At 43.5% G+C, this 17,669-nt stretch carries 14 protein-coding genes; 9 read left to right on the forward strand and 5 right to left on the reverse strand.

All coding sequences use genetic code 11. The features are described 5' to 3' along the window. Window positions 1-3: 3 nt before the first annotated feature. From BM398_RS09165 to BM398_RS09180, 4 genes are all read left to right on the forward strand, one after another. Window positions 4-3,546 carry a PD-(D/E)XK nuclease family protein gene (locus tag BM398_RS09165; RefSeq protein ID WP_092337414.1) on the forward strand — a complete coding sequence of 1,181 codons (3,543 nt, stop codon included), beginning with the start codon at window positions 4-6 and terminating at the stop codon, window positions 3,544-3,546. Then, on the forward strand, window positions 3,536-7,222 hold the full coding sequence (gene addA, locus BM398_RS09170; protein WP_092337415.1) for a helicase-exonuclease AddAB subunit AddA: 3,687 nt from the start codon (window positions 3,536-3,538) through the stop codon (window positions 7,220-7,222). Before BM398_RS09165 ends, addA begins: the two co-directional genes overlap by 11 nt. Window positions 7,223-7,250: 28 nt before the next feature. Beyond that, window positions 7,251-8,636 carry a glycoside hydrolase family 53 protein gene (locus tag BM398_RS09175; RefSeq protein WP_092337416.1) on the forward strand — a complete coding sequence of 462 codons (1,386 nt, stop codon included), beginning with the start codon at window positions 7,251-7,253 and terminating at the stop codon, window positions 8,634-8,636. Window positions 8,637-8,734: 98 nt separating this feature from the next. Beyond that, a complete protein-coding gene (locus BM398_RS09180) occupies window positions 8,735-9,241 on the forward strand; it encodes a YgjV family protein (protein ID WP_092337417.1) in 507 nt (168 codons plus the stop codon). 41 nt (window positions 9,242-9,282) lie between these two features. Here the strand turns inward: BM398_RS09180 and BM398_RS09185 are convergent, their stop codons facing one another. The 4 genes from BM398_RS09185 to BM398_RS09200 all read right to left on the reverse strand — a co-directional run bounded on the left by BM398_RS09185 (window position 9,283) and on the right by BM398_RS09200 (window position 13,148). Then, window positions 9,283-9,927: a potassium channel family protein gene (locus BM398_RS09185; RefSeq protein ID WP_242949794.1), complete on the reverse strand. Its 645-nt coding sequence runs from the start codon at window positions 9,925-9,927 to the stop codon at window positions 9,283-9,285. A gap of 14 nt (window positions 9,928-9,941) precedes the next feature. Continuing rightward, window positions 9,942-11,267: a TrkH family potassium uptake protein gene (locus tag BM398_RS09190; protein ID WP_330390573.1), complete on the reverse strand. Its 1,326-nt coding sequence runs from the start codon at window positions 11,265-11,267 to the stop codon at window positions 9,942-9,944. Window positions 11,268-11,410: 143 nt separating this feature from the next. Next, window positions 11,411-12,421 (reverse strand): aspartate--ammonia ligase, encoded by a 1,011-nt coding sequence (asnA, locus tag BM398_RS09195; protein WP_092337419.1) that lies wholly within the window; start codon window positions 12,419-12,421, stop codon window positions 11,411-11,413. A 133-nt stretch (window positions 12,422-12,554) separates the two neighbouring features. Then, on the reverse strand, window positions 12,555-13,148 hold the full coding sequence (locus BM398_RS09200; protein ID WP_092337420.1) for an LURP-one-related/scramblase family protein: 594 nt from the start codon (window positions 13,146-13,148) through the stop codon (window positions 12,555-12,557). Between the two features lie 191 nt (window positions 13,149-13,339). Between BM398_RS09200 and BM398_RS09205 the strand changes: the two genes are divergently transcribed. The 5 genes from BM398_RS09205 to hflX all read left to right on the forward strand — a co-directional run bounded on the left by BM398_RS09205 (window position 13,340) and on the right by hflX (window position 16,836). After that, window positions 13,340-13,759, forward strand: a complete 420-nt coding sequence (locus BM398_RS09205) for a GNAT family N-acetyltransferase (protein ID WP_092337421.1) — start codon at window positions 13,340-13,342, stop codon at window positions 13,757-13,759. Between the two features lie 95 nt (window positions 13,760-13,854). Then, a complete protein-coding gene (locus tag BM398_RS09210) occupies window positions 13,855-14,394 on the forward strand; it encodes a flavodoxin family protein (RefSeq protein WP_092337422.1) in 540 nt (179 codons plus the stop codon). Between the two features lie 36 nt (window positions 14,395-14,430). After that, window positions 14,431-14,910, forward strand: a complete 480-nt coding sequence (locus tag BM398_RS09215) for a GNAT family N-acetyltransferase (protein ID WP_092337423.1) — start codon at window positions 14,431-14,433, stop codon at window positions 14,908-14,910. Window positions 14,911-14,961: 51 nt separating this feature from the next. Next, window positions 14,962-15,501: a phosphoglycerate mutase family protein gene (locus tag BM398_RS09220; RefSeq protein WP_242949796.1), complete on the forward strand. Its 540-nt coding sequence runs from the start codon at window positions 14,962-14,964 to the stop codon at window positions 15,499-15,501. 3 nt (window positions 15,502-15,504) lie between these two features. After that, a complete protein-coding gene (gene hflX / locus BM398_RS09225) occupies window positions 15,505-16,836 on the forward strand; it encodes a GTPase HflX (protein WP_092337425.1) in 1,332 nt (443 codons plus the stop codon). Window position 16,837: 1 nt separating this feature from the next. On the opposite strand, the gene thiT is transcribed toward hflX, so the two are convergent. After that, window positions 16,838-17,539 (reverse strand): energy-coupled thiamine transporter ThiT, encoded by a 702-nt coding sequence (gene thiT, locus BM398_RS09230; RefSeq protein ID WP_092337426.1) that lies wholly within the window; start codon window positions 17,537-17,539, stop codon window positions 16,838-16,840. Window positions 17,540-17,669 lie beyond the last annotated feature (130 nt).

The raw sequence follows: 17,669 nt of genomic DNA on the forward strand, positions 1-17,669 counted from the left end.
TAAATGCTTAGGTTTTGTTTTGGGGCATCCGGCGCGGGGAAGAGCACGGGGCTGATAGAAGAAATAATTAAAAGAAGTTTTAATAACACCGGTAATGATTTTTTACTTATCGTTCCGGATCAGTTTACGATGCAAACGCAGAAGGATGTGGTAAGAATGCATCCTTCGCATGCGATAATGAACATTGATGTATTGAGCTTTGGGCGTCTTTCACACAGAGTTTTGGAAGAGACGTCTAAAAGCTCTTTTTCTGTGCTCGATGATGTTGGAAAGAGCCTTGTATTACGCCGAGTGGCCGATATTCTGGGTGACCGACTCCCCGTAATAGGCGGAAATATGCATAAGCCCGGATATATCGATGAAGTTAAGTCCACAATTTCAGAGTTTATGCAGTACGGAATAGGAGACGAGGCACTTGCCATCCTTGAGGAAAAGAGCTCTTCCAAGGCTGCACTCAATTCCAAGATAAAAGATCTTAGACTCCTTTACGGAGAATTTCTTCGCTACATCCAAGGAAAATTCATAACCACAGAAGAAACGCTTGATATTTTATGTAAGGCGATTCCAAAGTCACCTCTTTTAAAAGACAGTGTCATTGTATTCGACGGATTCACAGGTTTTACGCCGATTCAGTACAGGGTTATAAAAGAGCTCCTTCGTGTATCAAAGGAAGTGTGCGTATCCCTTACGATTGGGCCAAATGAAAATCCGTACGCAGGCTCTTTTGAGGAACAGGAACTGTTCATGCTCACGAAAAAGACCGTGCGTGACCTTGAGAAGATAGAATATGAGCTTTGCAAGGAAGCGGGCGCAATCTCGCAGGGAAGCCTTGATTTTGAAGCGTGGAGAAATATCAGAAACGACGAGATGAGCAAAAAGGCTTCGGGCGGGGATATCTTCATAAGAGATGAGAAGGTAATGAGGCTTAAGGATAACCCACCGCTTGCGTTTCTTGAGCAGAATCTTTTCAGATATAATTCCTGCAAGTACAGCAAGAAGCAGGATTCCATACAGATATTTGAGACGCAGACGACCGAAGAGGAAGTTCGCAGAACCATGATGAAGATCCGCTCACTTGTTAGGGATGAGGGATATGCATACAGAGATATAGCGGTGGTGTGCGGAGGTTTGAGCTCGTACGGTAATCTGGTGAAAAGAGCTGCGAGAAAGTTTGACATCCCCGTTTATATAGACCAAAACACCGGACTGCTGTTGAATCCGTTTATCGAGTACATCACAAGTGCGATAAACATTGTTATATCGGGATACAGATACGAAGACGTATTTCATTATATGCGAAGCGGAATGACGGATTTCTCCAAGGAGGACACCGACATTCTTGAAAACTACGTAAGGGCACTTGGCATAAAGGGAAGAAAGCAGTGGGAAGACCGCTTTATGCGCAGGATGCCGACTAAGTTTAAGAGAAAAAAAAGCAAAGAAGACGATACATCGGAACTTGAGCTTATTGAGAAACTTGACGGAATGAGAGCTGCAATCAGTGCGGAGCTTAAGCCTCTTTTTGATGCAAAAGGAGGAACGGCTGCGGAGATTACGGAAGCTCTTTTCAAAATGATAGAGGAAAACGACTGCAGCACAAAGCTTGAGCGCTATAAAGAGAAGTTTGAAAAGTTCGGAGACAGGGAGAAGGCCAAAGAGTACGACCAGGTCTACAAGAAAGTTTCCGATATCCTGAAGCAGATTGCGGCGCTTATCGGGGATGATAAGCTGGAACTTAAGGAATATAAGGATATTCTGAATGTCGGATTCGGGGATATCGAGGTCGGAACAATCCCTCAGGATGTGGACAGAGTCATTGTCGGAGATATTGAGAGAACGAGACTTCGCGAGATCAAAGCTCTTTTCTTTATGGGAGTCAACGACGGACTAATTCCGGCAAATACCGGCGGCGGAGGAATTCTTTCCGATATGGACAGGCAGTTTTTGCTTGACCTTGATACGGGAGTTGAGCTTGCGCCGACGCCGAGACAGCAGATGTATATTCAGAGGCTCTATCTGTATATGAACCTCACAAAGCCTACGGACCGGCTTGTTTTGTCGTACTCTGAACTTGGAACCGATGGAAAGAGTGTGCGACCTGCATATCTTATCTCGAAGATAGAGTCATTGTATGAAGGAATTGAGGTTGAGCGCCCTGAGGATGCGCCTTTTGAGGAGCAGGTTTCCTGTGTCAACGACAGTCTCGATAATCTCGCGGAGATGATGAGGGAATACTCGCTCGGAATACTGGATGATAAGGAAAAGACTGAGCTTTCAACGCTATATGAGATTGTCGGAAAGAAATATGAAGAGAAATCTCTTTTGGACAAGCTGACAGAGGCTGCGTTTAAGCACTATGAAGACAGGCCTCTTGCCAAGAATATCGCGCTCGCTCTTTACGGAGCAAATCTTGAGAACAGTGTGAGCAGGCTTGAGAAGTTTGCTTCGTGTTGCTATTCACATTTCTTAAGATACGGAATGGGGCTGTCGGAGAGAAAAGAGTATGACTTTGCTTCGGCAGATCTCGGAAATGTTTTCCATGAAGTTCTCGAAAAATATACAAGCGAGATTATAAACAGGCATATATCGTGGAGAGACTTGCCTAAAGAAGAGTCTGACGAGATATTAAATCGTGCCTTAACAGAAAGTGTTGATGCGTACGGGGAGACTATCCTTTTAAGTAACGCGCGTAATGAATTCATGGTTGAGCGCATAAAAAGGATACTTATCAGAACGGTTGATACGCTCAAATACCAGATTTCAAAAGGAAATTTTGAGCCTGCGTATGTCGAGATGGATTTCAGGGAAGCGGGCAAAATCGAAGAGATAGATATAACTCTTTCGGAATATGAGAAACGCGGAATAGTTGAGAGCATGAAATTGCACGGAAGGATTGACCGCGTTGATCTGTATGAAGATTCGGATCATGTTTATGTCAAGGTTATCGATTTTAAATCGGGCGGAAAAAAACTGAGTCTTGCATCGTTATATTACGGCCTTCAGCTTCAGCTTGTTATGTATATGAATGTTGCGACCGCCGCAAGCAAGAAAATTTATAACGGAAAAGAAGCCGTTCCCGCCGCTGTTTTGTATTATCATGTGGACGACCCGATGATAAGCGGTTCGGGAGATTTACAACCGGACGTTATCAATAAAGAGATAATAAAGGCACTTCGTACGACCGGATTGGTCAACGGAAACAGAGATATCATCAATATGCTTGATAACAGCATAAACGGTACATCTGACGTTATACCGGTCGGCTTTAACAAGAGCGGAGACCTGACAGCGGCTTCAAGTGCTGTTTCAAACGAGGATTATTCCGCTATTTCCAAGTATGTAGATAAGAAGATTCGCGAATTCGGTAAGTCCATCTTAAACGGAGATATTAAGGTAAATCCTTATGAGATGGATGTAAAGGGATCTTGCAAGTACTGCGAGTATAAGGGAATATGCGGATTTGACGATAAGATTCCGGGATATTCCAGGAGAAAACTTGATCTTGACGATAAAGAAGCAATGGAGCTTATAAGGAATGAAAGTTGAGTTTACTGATGAACAGAAGGCGGTAATAAACGCCAGAAAATGTAATGTGCTGGTTTCAGCCGCCGCCGGATCCGGAAAGACGGCTGTTCTTGTCGAGCGCATCATACAGATGATAAATGAAGGTGTGGATATTGACCACCTTCTTGTCGTTACTTTTACAAAAGCGGCAGCTTCGCAGATGAAGGAGAAGATTACTCTTGCCATTCAGGACAAGCTTTTGGAGGATCCTGAGAATACACATTTGCAGAAGCAGGAGACGCTTATTCATAATGCCCAGATAACTACGATAGATTCTTTCTGCCAGTATATTATTAAAAATAACTTTAATTTTGTTGGGCTTGATCCGTCATACAGTGTCGGAGATGAAGGTGAGCTCAGGCTTCTTCAGGAAGATGTTATGAAGAACATGCTTGAGGAAGAGTATACTAAGGCAAAAGAAGGAAGCAACGAAGATTTCATCTATTGCATGGAATATTTCGGCACGGGAAGTAACGACAAGGCTGTTGAAGAGTATATCGAAAGGCTCTATCGCTTTTCCATGAGTATGCCGTGGCCTGAGGCTTATATCAAGGAGAGGGCGCTTGATTACGACATCGAGGGAAAGAATTTTGATGAGCTTGAATGGGTAAAAGAATGTGTTACTTCGGTAAAAAGAATGCTTCTTGAGGCACAGGATAAGTTGAGCGCGGCTCATGAGCTGACTCTTTTGCCCGACGGACCATATATGTACGGAGAGCTGCTTGAGAAAGAAGCGGAGATGATGGGGCGTGCTGCGGCTTACGAGTCGTATGATGAGCTGTATGACGCGGTTAGAGGGATTTCTTTTGACAGATTGCCTGCAAAGAAGGACGAGAGCGTATCGCCTGAGAAAAAAGAGCGCGCAAAGGAGCTTCGTGACAGCGTAAAGAAGGACATAAAGAAGATCACCGAGAACTACCTGGTGCTTACGTCCGATATGGTCGCCGAGCAGATGAAGCTTTGCGACAGGGCGGTGAAGGAGCTCTGCAGGTTGACACTTCGTTACATACAGCTTTTTGATGAAAAGAAAAGAGAAGAGCGCCTGATCGATTTTTCCGATATGGAGCATTTTGCGCTGAATATTCTTATTGATTATGAGACGGGTGAACCGACGCACGTGGCGCTTGAATATAGGGAATTCTTTAAAGAAGTTTTAATTGATGAGTATCAGGACAGTAACTCCGTGCAGGAGCTTATTTTGCAGGCGATATCAGGGGTTAAGGCCGGATCTTCCGAGAGGTTCATGGTTGGCGACGTAAAGCAGAGTATTTATAAGTTCAGACTTGCGCGTCCCGAGATTTTCATGGAGAAGCTTGCGACTTACAGTAAGGATGCGTCTGCAAGTGACAGGAGGATCGACCTTCACAAGAATTTCCGAAGCAGGGAAGAGGTTCTCGAGGGAACCAACTACATCTTCAGGAAGATAATGGGCAAGGATCTTGGAAGCGTTGAGTATGACAAGGACGCGGAGCTTGTGACGGGTGCGGGATATGACGAGCCCTCTTTTGACATGACTCCCGAGCTCATACTTATAGACGACCCCGAGGGTAAAAAAGAAAATGAGGCCCATGCGATAGGAAATAAGATACTTGAGCTTATGCGTGAGGATCCGGAGCTAAAGTTTAAAGATATTGTAATTTTGCTCAGGACAAACTCCGGATGGGACGATGTGTTTAAAAAAGCGCTGGAGGAGCAGGGGATTCCCTCTTATATAGAGTCAAAGAGCGGATATTTCGATGCGTGGGAAGTGTCTGTTATGCTGAATATCCTTTCGGTAATAGACAATCCTACGGTTGACATACCACTTGTTGCGGTAATGCATTCACCGATAGGTGGCTTTACTGACGAGGAACTTGCACTTGTTAAAATTACACTTAATAAAAACGAAGAGACTTTGGGAGCATCTTCTCTGTACGGGGGAATTTTAAAACTTGTACGCGGAGATGGCACAAACAAGGCACTTATTCAGAATCAGGCGTTATCTGATAAGCTTGAGAAATTCGTTTCGCTGATCGAAGATCTGAGGGATATTTCCACTTACACTCCCGTGCATGAGCTTTTGCAGTATATCATTGATGTTACGGGCTTTGAACTTATTGTAAGTGCGATGCCCGCGGGCAATCAGAGAAGGGCCAATATAGAGCTTCTTTTGTCCAAGGCTGAAAGCTTCGAAAAGACAAGCTTTAAGGGATTGTTCCACTTTGTCAGATACATTGAGCATATCAAGGTCGTACAGGTAGACTACGGCGAGGCGGGGATTATCGATGAGAACGCCGATGTTGTGCGCATCATGAGTATTCACAAGAGTAAGGGACTGGAGTTTCCTGTAGTGTTCGTTGCGGGAATGTCCAAGCAGTTCAACAAGACAGATACCAAGGGCAATCTCATTGCGGATATGGATCTCGGAATAGGTGTTAAATGCATCGATTCTAAGCTGCGTCTTCGTTCTGAGACCTTAAAGCGGGTGATAATCGCAGATAAGATGAATACGGACAGTCTGGGCGAAGAACTGCGTGTACTCTACGTTGCACTTACGCGAGCAAAAGAAAAACTGATCATGACCGCTTCGGTCAAAAAACTTCCGGATGTACTTGCCAAGGAGCTTAAACGTCAGCCTGAGCTTGCACACGGAGTTTCGCAGGGAAAAGAACTGATGCCTTTTTCGATAAGACTTTCGGCGTCATGTTATCTTGATCTTGTTCTTCCTTCGCTTGTCAGGCATCCTGCAATCAGAAGCTTAGCGGAAAAGTACGAATTGTCAGAGCTTATCACCGATAAGTTTATGGACAGCGAAGAAAGCGTGCCGAAATTTGCGATTTCGTCTGTGAGTGTAGATGAAATAAATGCCCGTAATGAGAAAGAGAGCGTTAAGGGGCTTATCCGTATGGACGGTATCGGAGCTTATTACGATAAGGAGCTTGCGAAGAAGCTTGAAGATAAGATGGATGCGAGGTACGGATTTGAGCATCTTAAGGGGCTATATACCAAAACTACGGTTACGGAGCTTAAGAAACATATTCTGGAAGAGACGGGAGAGCATTTTACTAAAGAGGAAGATTACGGCGCAGAATATGATGATGGAAGAGGTGCCGTAAATGAAAGCGGAGGCAGATCTGATGGGCTTGCGGGCGCAGAGCGAGGAACTGCGTACCACAGAGTTATGGAGCTTCTTGATTACAGTGTCGGAAGCGGCATGGATGCGCTTGGAGTGTGGCTCGACGGTCTGGTTCAAAATGACAGGATAACCAAGGCTTATGCTGACAGCGTTGAACTTAAGGATATATCAGCGTTTCTTGGAACAGGGCTCGGACAGCGAATGGCTACGGCTTTCAAGGCAGGTGTTCTCATGCGGGAGAAACCCTTTATGATGGGCGTTTCCGCAAGTGAACTTGATAAAAAGTTCCCGTCTGATGAGATTGTTCTTATCCAGGGTATCATCGATGCTTGGTTCATAGAGGATGATGAGATTGTACTTGTCGACTACAAGACAGATCATACCCGCGATTCGGCCGAGCTCGTTAAACGCTACAAGATTCAGCTTGATCTTTATAAAAGAGCGCTGGAAGCGTCAACAGGCAAGAAAGTTAAAAGTACATTTATTTATTCCTTCGCACTTGGAAAAGAAGTGGACCTAGGGGACGGGGTTAGTGGACCATAATACGATATACAGGAGCAAAGAGGTGGATATGAAGCAGAAGATTACAATATCATTTGTTATAGCTACATTTTTTGCAATTTGTGCGGTAACCGGATGTGCTGATGTGGGCACGGAGTCAAAAACAGACATAGATGCAGAAGCCGCGAGCGTAACTTCCTCTGTAAGTAGCGAGGGGCTTGGAGGCGCAACGGAGGTAGATAGCGAAGTGGCGTATGGTGAAGCTGCAAGCAATGATGCGGCGGAGCCGGAAGGTAAGGAGGCAGATATGGAGACGTGGAAAACTGCAATTGACGGACTTACTGATGACTTTATCTTTGGAATGGATGTATCTTCACTGCTTGTTGAGGAAAAGAGCGGAGTAAAATTCTACGACTTTGACGGAAATGAGCAGGATGCGCTTAAAACTTTTGCTGATTCCGGCATTAATTACATTCGCATTCGCGTGTGGAACGATCCTTACGATGAGAACGGGAACGGCTATGGCGGCGGTAACAATGATCTTCCTGCTGCAATAGAGCTGGGCAAAAGAGCTACCAAGTACGGAATGAGAGTTTTGATTGACTTTCACTACTCGGATTTCTGGGCCGATCCCCAGAAGCAGTATGCTCCCAAGGCATGGAACGGTATGAGTCTGAGCGAGAAGTCAGCGGCTCTTTATGATTATACAAAGGACAGCCTGACGAAGCTCCTTGATTCCGGAGTAGATGTTGGAATGGTGCAGATTGGTAATGAGATCAATAACGGCATGTCGGGCGAAACGAAGATTGAGAATGTCATTGAATTGTTAAAGTCAGGAAGCAAGGCTGTTCGTGAGATATCAAGCGAGCGTGGCAAAGATATAGGAATCGTAGTTCATTATACGGATATATCTCCGAAAGAAAGAGTTCTGTCACTTATAGAGAAACTCGTAAACGGCGGGCTTGACTTTGATATGATGGGACTTAGCTATTATCCGTTCTGGCACGGTGATATGGATAATATGAAAAATGTTATCAAGTATATCGGCGAGCACTTCGGTAAGAAAGCGTTCATCGCGGAGACTTCATATTGCTATACTTTAGAGGACGGCGACGGCTATGCAAACAGAGTTTCTAAGAGTGATCTTGTGGAAGGCTATCCCGCAACTGTCGATGGACAGGCATCATATATGCATGATCTTTATCAGAACGTAAACAGCGTCGGAGGTATCGGCGTGTTCTACTGGGAAGGAGCTTGGCTTCCCGTAGGCCCTGCAAACGCCGATAACTCACCAATCTGGGAGAAGTACGGAAGCGGCTGGGCAAGCAGCTACGCTTCAGGCTATGATAAAGATGCTGCAGAGTACTACGGCGGATGCTCATGGGATAATCAGGCATTCTTTGACTTTAGCGGACACCCGCTTGAATCAATGAAGGTGTTTAAATACATGAAATAGAGTATTTAAGCTCGTTTCCTATTATGTTTGCATTTATTTCGTATTAGTAGTTTAATATTGAGATGTATTTAGATTTATGAAACAGGAGAGAGTTTTATATGCAGCTGGCTGCGAACATAATAGACTTTTTTGCTGCAATGATACAGATTGGAACAGGAGCGGTAAAAAAGAAGTCCAAAATATTGATATTACAGATTGTTCAGATTCTTATGCAGGGAGTGGCGATGATGCTCCTTGGAGGCGTGACGGGAGCGGTAAATAACGTTTTGTCGTGCGTAAGAAACTATATCTGTTATAAGGAAAAACTGAATCTTCCGTGGAAGATATTTTTCATAGCCGCATCAGTTGTTATGACGGTTATTCTTAATACTCAGGGTATATTTGGAATGATTCCTGCGGCGGTATGCATAATATATATCCTGTTTATGGATGTAAAAGATCCGCTTAAGTTTAAGATGCTGGTGATGCTGACTTTCATTCCGTGGTTCTTTTACCATCTTATACTCGGATCGTACACAGGAGCTGCTTCCGATGCGGCAACCATAGTCGCTAATATCGTAACTATTATAAAAATGCATAAAGAAAAAGATATCCCGTGTCAATAATTCAGCACGGGATATCTTTTTTTATTTGATAGAAAGCTTGCTTACTTCCACTTCTCGATATCTTTTTTCTCCAGAATAGCCATGAGAAGATTATTCTCGGTGAGCTTGTGAGAAGGATTGATATATCTCCAGTTGCCGCCTTTTTCTTTGATGGCGGCAACGTTCATGTTGTGTTTTTTACGAAGATCGAGCTCGATAAGACTCTTTCCGAGCCATGCGTTTCTTGGTTGCAACTCGACCATGCAGAGGTTATCGTCAAGCTCGTAGTAATCGTGGATTGACTGTGAAGCGAGGATTCTTGCGGAGCGCACACCGCCTTCTTTCTCGGGATCGACTATCTTGTCTGCGCCGACTCTCTGAAGAATAGTGGCCATGCGGGAAGAAGAGGACTTTGCGATTACAAGCGGAACGCCCTTTTCTTTTGCGATAGATACCGCCATGATGCTTGCCGCGATATTTCCGCCCATTGCGGTTATCACTATGTCCATGTTCTGGAGCCCGAGCGCCATAACCTCGTCCTCGTTCTCAAGGTCTGCGCATACTGCGGAAGTTACCTTGGATGAGATGTCTCTTATACGTCTTTCGTCTTTGTCTGCAACGAGCACATCTTCACCGATAGCATACAGGCTCTTTGCCACGCTGCGTCCATATTTTCCAAGTCCTAAGACTGCTACTGATTTTTTCACTTCTATACCTCCGTTTATCCGACGTAGAATACTCCCTCGGAGTAGTTGATGTTGTTTTTATTTGATTCATTTCCGGAAAAGAACGCCACCATCGAGATGGGACCTGTTCTTCCAAGGAACATTGCAACTATGATTATGATCCGTCCAATCGGATTAAGTGCTGCCGTAAGATTTCTCGATAAACCGACGGTTCCGCATGCGCTTACAACCTCAAACAGCGCATCTTCCATCGGAACGGGATTAAATACCGAAAGAAGTACCGCGAGTGTGAGAGTTGCGAAAACGCTGACATAAACAACTGCGGCTGCTTTTCTCATCGAATCCACCGAAACGCGCTTGTTGAAGATGACGTTCTGATTCGCGTTTTTTACATAAGAGCGCACATTCATAAAGAGCAGGAAAATTGTGACCGTCTTGACACCGCCCGCAGTTCCGATCGGCGAACCGCCTATGAACATGAATAAATATGAGACAAGGCAGGACGCAACCGTCAGGTTTTCCTGTGGAATAGTGGTGAATCCGGCAGTTCTAAGTGTGATCGACTGGAACAGGCTGTTTACCAGTTTCTGCCCAAAGCCCATGTTTCCTATGGTTCCGGGATTGTTATACTCGGTCAAAAGAAAAATAAGCGTGCCGCTCGTTATAAGTATAAGCGTAAAGCTGAGAACGAGCTTACAATGTTCGGAGAATCTTTTTACCATAATGATGGGAGAGAATCTCTTTTTCACACCCTCTTTTATCGAATGAAGAACGTCAAACCAAACGACAAAGCCAAGACCTCCCATGATTATAAGAATCATGGTAGTTGCCATAACAATCGGATTTTCTCTGTAATTGGCAAGGCTGCCCTGTCCGATAACGTCCATTCCTGCGTTACAAAATGCCGATACAGAGTTGAAGATCGAGATCCACAGGCCTTTAATAAAGCCAAATTGCGGGATGAATACAAATGAATAGAAAATCACGCCGAGGCCTTCCGTTATGAAAGTTCCTTTTATCACCCTGGTAAGGAATCTGAGCAATTTTGTTCCCGAACTTAGATTAAAAGAGTCCTGAAGAAGCATTCTGTCACCGAGCGAAAACTTTTTGTGCGTTATAAGCATCAAAGTAGCGGCGATAGCTATCATTCCAAGGCCGCCAATCTGAACAAGTATCAAGATGATCAGCTGGCCAAAAAAACTCCAGTGCGCGTAAGTGTCAACAACCACAAGTCCCGTAACGCAGACCGACGTTGTTGCGGTAAACAGCGCGGTCAGAAAATCCGTGGGTTTTCCGCTTGCCGATGAAAACGGTAGCATAAGAAGCAGCGCTCCTACAAGGATTGTTATAAGAAAACTCACCGGAATTGTATGTGCCGGCGATAATTTTTTTGGTTTTGATATTTTATCTTTAGTTGATGAAAACAAGTCAATATTTCTCCCTGTCTTAATAACATGAAAAAGGCTGCGAAAATAGATTCGCAACCTTCAATGTTTTATTGTTATTATAGAAGCTGTATTCCGTTATTTTTTGCTTCTTCAGCCATCTCATCGGGCCAGATTGAACACTGAACCTCTCCGATATGGGCCTTTCTTAAGAAGAACATGCAGATTCTTGACTGACCGATTCCTCCGCCGATAGTGTAAGGAAGCTCCTTATTAAGGATTGCTTTCTGGAAAGGAAGCTCGGCTCTTTCTGTGCAACCTGCTTTCTCAAGCTGAGTCTTAAGTGAGTTCTCGTCTACACGGATACCCATACTTGATAATTCAAGAGCAATGTCAAGAACAGGGAAGTACACGATAATATCGGCATTGAGTGCCCAGTCGTCGTAGTCGGGAGCTCTGCCGTCGTGTTTCTCACCTGATGCAAGGAGGTCACCGATCTGCATGATGCATACAGCGCCCTTAGCTTTTGCAATGTAGTACTCACGCTCCTTGGGAGAGTACTCGGGGAACATGTCCTCAAGTTCCTGAGTTGTGATAAAGAAAATATCCTCAGGAAGGATTTCTTCAATGTAATCGTACTGGATAGACATGAATTTCTCAGTCTTTCTGAGTACTTTATATACGTCTTTTACGGTTTCCTTAAGGAAATCCATATTACGGTCTTCTTTATTTATAACCTTTTCCCAGTCCCACTGGTCAACGAAGATAGAATGGATATTATCCGGAACTTCGTCGCGGCGAACAGCGTTCATATCGGTATAAAGACCTTCACCGACATTGAAGCCGTACTTCTTGAGCGCATATCTCTTCCACTTGGCAAGAGAGTGCACGATCTCGGCAGGACGCTCATTTTCGTTGAGGATATCAAAAGAAACAGGACGCTCAACACCATTGAGGTTATCATTAAGTCCTGATTCGGGTGTTACAAAAAGAGGTGCCGTTACTCTCTGAAGATTGAGTCTGTTTGAGAGCATGCCCTGAAAGAAATCTTTGACAGTCTTGATACCTACCTGTGTATCGTGGAGATCAAGAGCAGATTTGTAGTTCTTGGGAATTTTAAGGTTTTCCATAATCTTTTCCACTTTCTTATATAGTTTCCTTTTTCACAGGAAAAGTATTCCCATGAAAAAATGTCTCACAGTTAATTAAATCGCTTTTTCCTTCATATTGCAAGAAAAAAATGATTATTTATGCACCTTTACATCAGTCGGATGAAGAAGAACCTGAAGATGCAGCTTCTCTGTCTTTTATCATGTGCTGAAGAGTTACAAGGATCGCGATGACCGTCTTTTCATGTTCTGTTTTGTATATATCTATGCAGTATTTGTCGTGAATTGAGAACATCTTCTGGGAAATGACAGCGATTATCTCACCGTTTTCATCATATAATTCGAAGTTTAAGCCCAGAATGTTGCCCTTAAGCTGCCAACCGAGTCCGACAATGTTGGTAACGTCCTTGATTATGTGCATGAGCTCATTTGAAATCTCGAAAGATGCGCCGTTTGCCATATAGACATAGTGTCTTTCATGAAGCGAAAAGAGCTTTCTCTCCACATGTGCGACAGGATTGCCGTAAGCATCGGTTATATCCGTTTTGTCATGAAGTGAAGGGAATTTGGTCGAAGCGTGATAAATGACGTTTTCATAGCCGTCTGTGATATCAATAAGCTTGTGCAGCGTGAAAATCTTTGAAGTAGTAAATAAAGAAACTGCGGGAGTGCCAAAACGCTCAATGTTGTTGACGTTCGCCTGTTGTCCCGCTTCTCTGAATCTATGTATCTTTGAAAAAACACCCATAATAATTGCCTCCGTCTTTTGATCAATATCATAAGTATAATATTAACATTGCATGTAGGTAAATTGAAAAAGTTTATTGAGTGTATGTTATTCATTACTTATAATAGTTAGAAATGTTGATTGAAAGCGTTGCGTTGACAATTAATTGATCAAAAGTCAGCAAGACACTGCACTAAGAAAAGAGGACAGCTATGGAAATCAGATTCTACGAAGAAAAACCGGACATTGAAACATACTATGAGCTCAGGGCCTCGGCCGGCTGGGAGAACTTCTGCAAGGAACAGTCAGAAAAAGCCTTGGCAAAAAGAGACTATTTTGTCCTTGCCAAAGATGGCGAGAAGGCAGTCGGTATGGGAAGCGTTGTAGGAGATGGCATGTATATGACCATAGTTGATGTGACCGTAAGACCTGAATATCAGGGACAGAATATCGGATCCGGCATAATAAATAAGCTTGTTTCACTTATTGAAATGTCCGCTCCCAAGGGCGCAAGGCTCAGTATTCAGCTGATCGCCGCCAAGGGAAAAGAGGGCTTCTATGAAAAGATGGGCTTCACTGCTCTTCCGTGCGAGAATTCCGGCCCGGCGCTGAGGAAGCTTATATATACGTGAAAAGCCGATAGAAGTATTTTATAAGGGCAAGATACTTTTATTTAGAATAAAGAATATGATATTCAATTTTAAAGACGTAGTGATGGGAGGCTTGAATGAAGGCACTTATAATAAATTGCAGTCCTGTGAAAACAGGGGCTACGGCGACGATTGTAGGGATAGTATCTGCGGAACTGGCCGATAGATATGAAGTAAAAGAGATATGTATAGATGATTACTCTTTTTCTTTTTGCAAAGGATGCAGAACCTGTCATACTACGGCAAAGTGCGTTATGGACGATGATGTGAATAAGATAATTCAAGAGTTTGACAGCGCAGATGTTATTGTTTCCGTTTCACCGTCCTATTGGGCTGACATTCCGGGAGAGTACAAGGCTTTCATCGACAGATGCACGCCTTGGTGCAATACCCACGAGCCGCATGGCAAAATCTCATCAGGTAAAAAGGGCTACAGCATCGCGCTCAGAACAGGCCCCGGAATGCACGAGTGCGAGAGAATCATCCAAAGCATCGAGCACTTCTACGGACATCTCGAGATTGAATCCTGCGGAAGTATAGGTTTGTGTTCTATAGAATATAAGGAAGACGTCGAGCCGAGGAAGCAGGATATAGTTGAGTTCTGCAAGGGAATTTGAGCGGAATAGTTTTTCTCATATAACGGAGTTAATGTTGTGATAAGACAAGCGAATGAACAAGATATATCAAGAATAGCGGAGATACTCGTATTTGTGAAAAGAATGAAGTATAGATCAATCTTTCACAATGATGAGTTTTCTTTTGGTGAACTGCAAGTACTGGATGTGGCTAAGCAGTACATGGAGTGCTGTGAAAGCAATGATTCTGACAGCCAACCGGCAAGAATATTAGATAATATTTGGGTTTACGACGACGGAATAGTTAAAGGCCTCATCCACGTTGAGGGCAGTGAGGTTGTCGAACTCTATGTGGATTATTTCTTTTGGGGACAAGGCGTAGGCTCTGATTTGCTAAAATTTGCGATTGATAAGTTTGATGTTTCAAAATTATGGGTACTTGAGAAGAATATAGATGCCATAGACTTCTACAAAGCTTACGGCTTTATAGAAAGCGGTGAGAAGCAGTTTGCGGAAGGCACTGAAGAATACGAGATTTTGCTCGTCAGGGAAGTGTGATAATATGGCAATTGTTGAAGATGAGTTACGAGGAAACAGGCTTTGAATATTGTGATAATCAGGCATGGAGCAGTTGATTATAATATAAGAAAATGGAGCAATTCGGAAGAAGTTAATCATGATTTTGAGGCGTACAATCATGCTCCTATAATTTCTGCAAAATATCATGTTCCGCAAAGGGATTACAAGGCATATTATGTGAGTTCTTTACCAAGAACACTGGAAACGGCAAAAGCTGTGTTTGGAGAGCGGGATTATATCGCTACAGATCTTATAGACGAAGTTCCTATATCCGCGAGTATAAGCACGAAATTAAAGATGCCTTTGGCGTTTTGGAGTATTTCAAGCCGTTTGCAATGGCTGTTTAACAGTAAAAGGCAGAAAGAAAGCCGAAAAGATACTATAATCAGAGCAGAGAAGTTTGTTGATGGTCTGATTTTGAAGGGCGAAGACTGCGCAGTGGTTACACACGGCTTTTTTATGATCACTCTTTTGAATGTGATGAAGAATAAGGGATTTGCGGTTGCCGGAAAAACTTCAGGTTTTTCAAATGGTGAATTTGTAGTAGCAAGTAATAACAAGGAACAATAAAACATGAAAAACGAATTATACGAAAACACTCAAAAAATAGATACCGTAAGAGCTATCCTTGTGGGGCTCAACACGGGCAGGAGCGATGATGAGTTTGAACGCTCGATGGATGAGCTAAAAGAGCTGACAAAGGCCATAGATATCGAGGTTGCATCGACGGTGACTCAGTCGCTCAATGCTCCGGATAAAGGCACATATATAGGAAGCGGCAAGGTGCAGGAGATTGCGGCAGCGCTTGATGTGCTGGATGTAAGCATTATTATCTTCAACGATTCGCTTTCGCCCATGCAGGTAAGGAATCTTGAGAAGATACTTGATACGGAAGTTATCGACAGGACGGGACTTATTCTGCAGATCTTTGCAAAGAGAGCGGGAACAAGGGAAGCAAGGCTCCAGGTTGAGTCGGCGCAGCTTCAGTACATGCTCCCAAGACTTGTAGGAATGGGTAAGACTCTTTCACGGCAGGGCGGCGGAAGCGGAAGACTTTCCAATAAAGGATCGGGTGAAAAGCAGCTTGAGCTTGACAGAAGACGTATAGAGCACAGAATAAGCGAACTCTCAAATGAGCTCAAAAATCTTGAAAAAGAAAGAACGACTCAGAGGAACAGAAGACTACGATCAAATATTGCACGTGTCGCGCTTGTCGGTTATACAAACGCAGGTAAATCAACGGTTATGAACAACCTGCTTCGTATGTACGCCGCGGAGAGCGCAGATGACAAATCTGTCCTTGAAAAAGATATGCTGTTTGCGACACTTGACACTACTGTCAGGAAGATAACTCCATCAGGAAGAAGACCATTTTTACTTTCCGATACGGTAGGATTTATTAGCGAACTTCCGCATGCACTTGTCAAAGCATTTCGGTCAACGCTTGAAGAAGCAAAGTACGCCGACGTTTTGTTGGAAGTAATTGACTTCTCGGATCCCGAGTACAGATTTCATATGGAAATAACGGAGAAAACTCTTGCTGAGATAGGTGCGGGAGATATTCCTATTATCTATGTGTTTAATAAGGCAGATCTTGTGCAGAAAGAGCAGGAGGAGAGCGGACGCCTCGTTATGGATGTTCCCAAGGCTTCCGGCGATAGGATTTATATCTGTGCAAAAGATGATGCTTCACTAGACGAACTTATCGCAGCAATAGAGAGAAAACTGAGCGAAGATGAACAGGAGTGTGAGCTTCTTTTACCCTATACCGAAGGTGGCATAGTGAATGCCCTTGAAAACAGAGGCATTGTAAAAGAGACAAAATATGAGCCCTCCGGAATTCGCATACGAGCGATGCTCCAAAGGGCTGACATTTCATTATACAGTGATTATATTGTAGATTGAATTACCCAAGCTGAACGGCTTTTCTGATATCTTTTTCGTTTGCTTCCATCTTGATACGCTTGAGAGTGCTCTTAACAACGGGAACGCACAGAACGATTACGGTAATGATGCATTCAGGCACGATGTATGTTGCGTTGTAAGTGATGCTGTAAACAAGCGGCGATGTTCCTTCGGGAGCATAGTAAGCAAAGAATATTACGCCCGATAATATTGCAAAGAAGTAACGACCTAGGACTCCGGCGATATAACCTTTTATCATGCCGTATTTCTTTTCATAGAAAAGTCCTCCAAGGCCAAGTGCGCCGAAAGCGAGGATATAGTCACAGAACAGCTGTGGAATACTTACTATATATGGATCTTCAATGAGCTGCAAAAGTCCGTAAGCAATACCTGAAGCTATGCTGACTCTGGGACCGTAGATGTATCCGATATAGGTGACAAAAAACATGCTGAAAAGTGTTATTGAGCCGCCCATCGGGAGTTTTGCAAATTTGAAGTGAGAAAGAACGAATGCAAGAGCAAGGCAAAGACCTGAAACCGTGATCTGTTTGATACTGAGTTTTCCCTTGCCGTCCTTATTTACGAAGAAACTCATTATTGCAAGTGCAGCTAGTATCATAAATACCAGACCTGCGTATCCCATTGGCGTTAAATTGTATACCACGCCCTCATCAGATGAGATTTCTTCAAGAAAAAGATTCATTGATTTTTTCCTCCTTAATGGCAAGCCACATTGAAAAAATGTAGTTTTATATTCGAGTTATGATTTTATATCAATTAAACTATCAGTATTGCGATTTGTCAATGTTTTCGGGCATTTGTCCAATATTTTA

Origin of the sequence: Butyrivibrio sp. M55, from assembly GCF_900116865.1 — a bacterium.
Classification (GTDB): domain Bacteria; phylum Bacillota; class Clostridia; order Lachnospirales; family Lachnospiraceae; genus Butyrivibrio.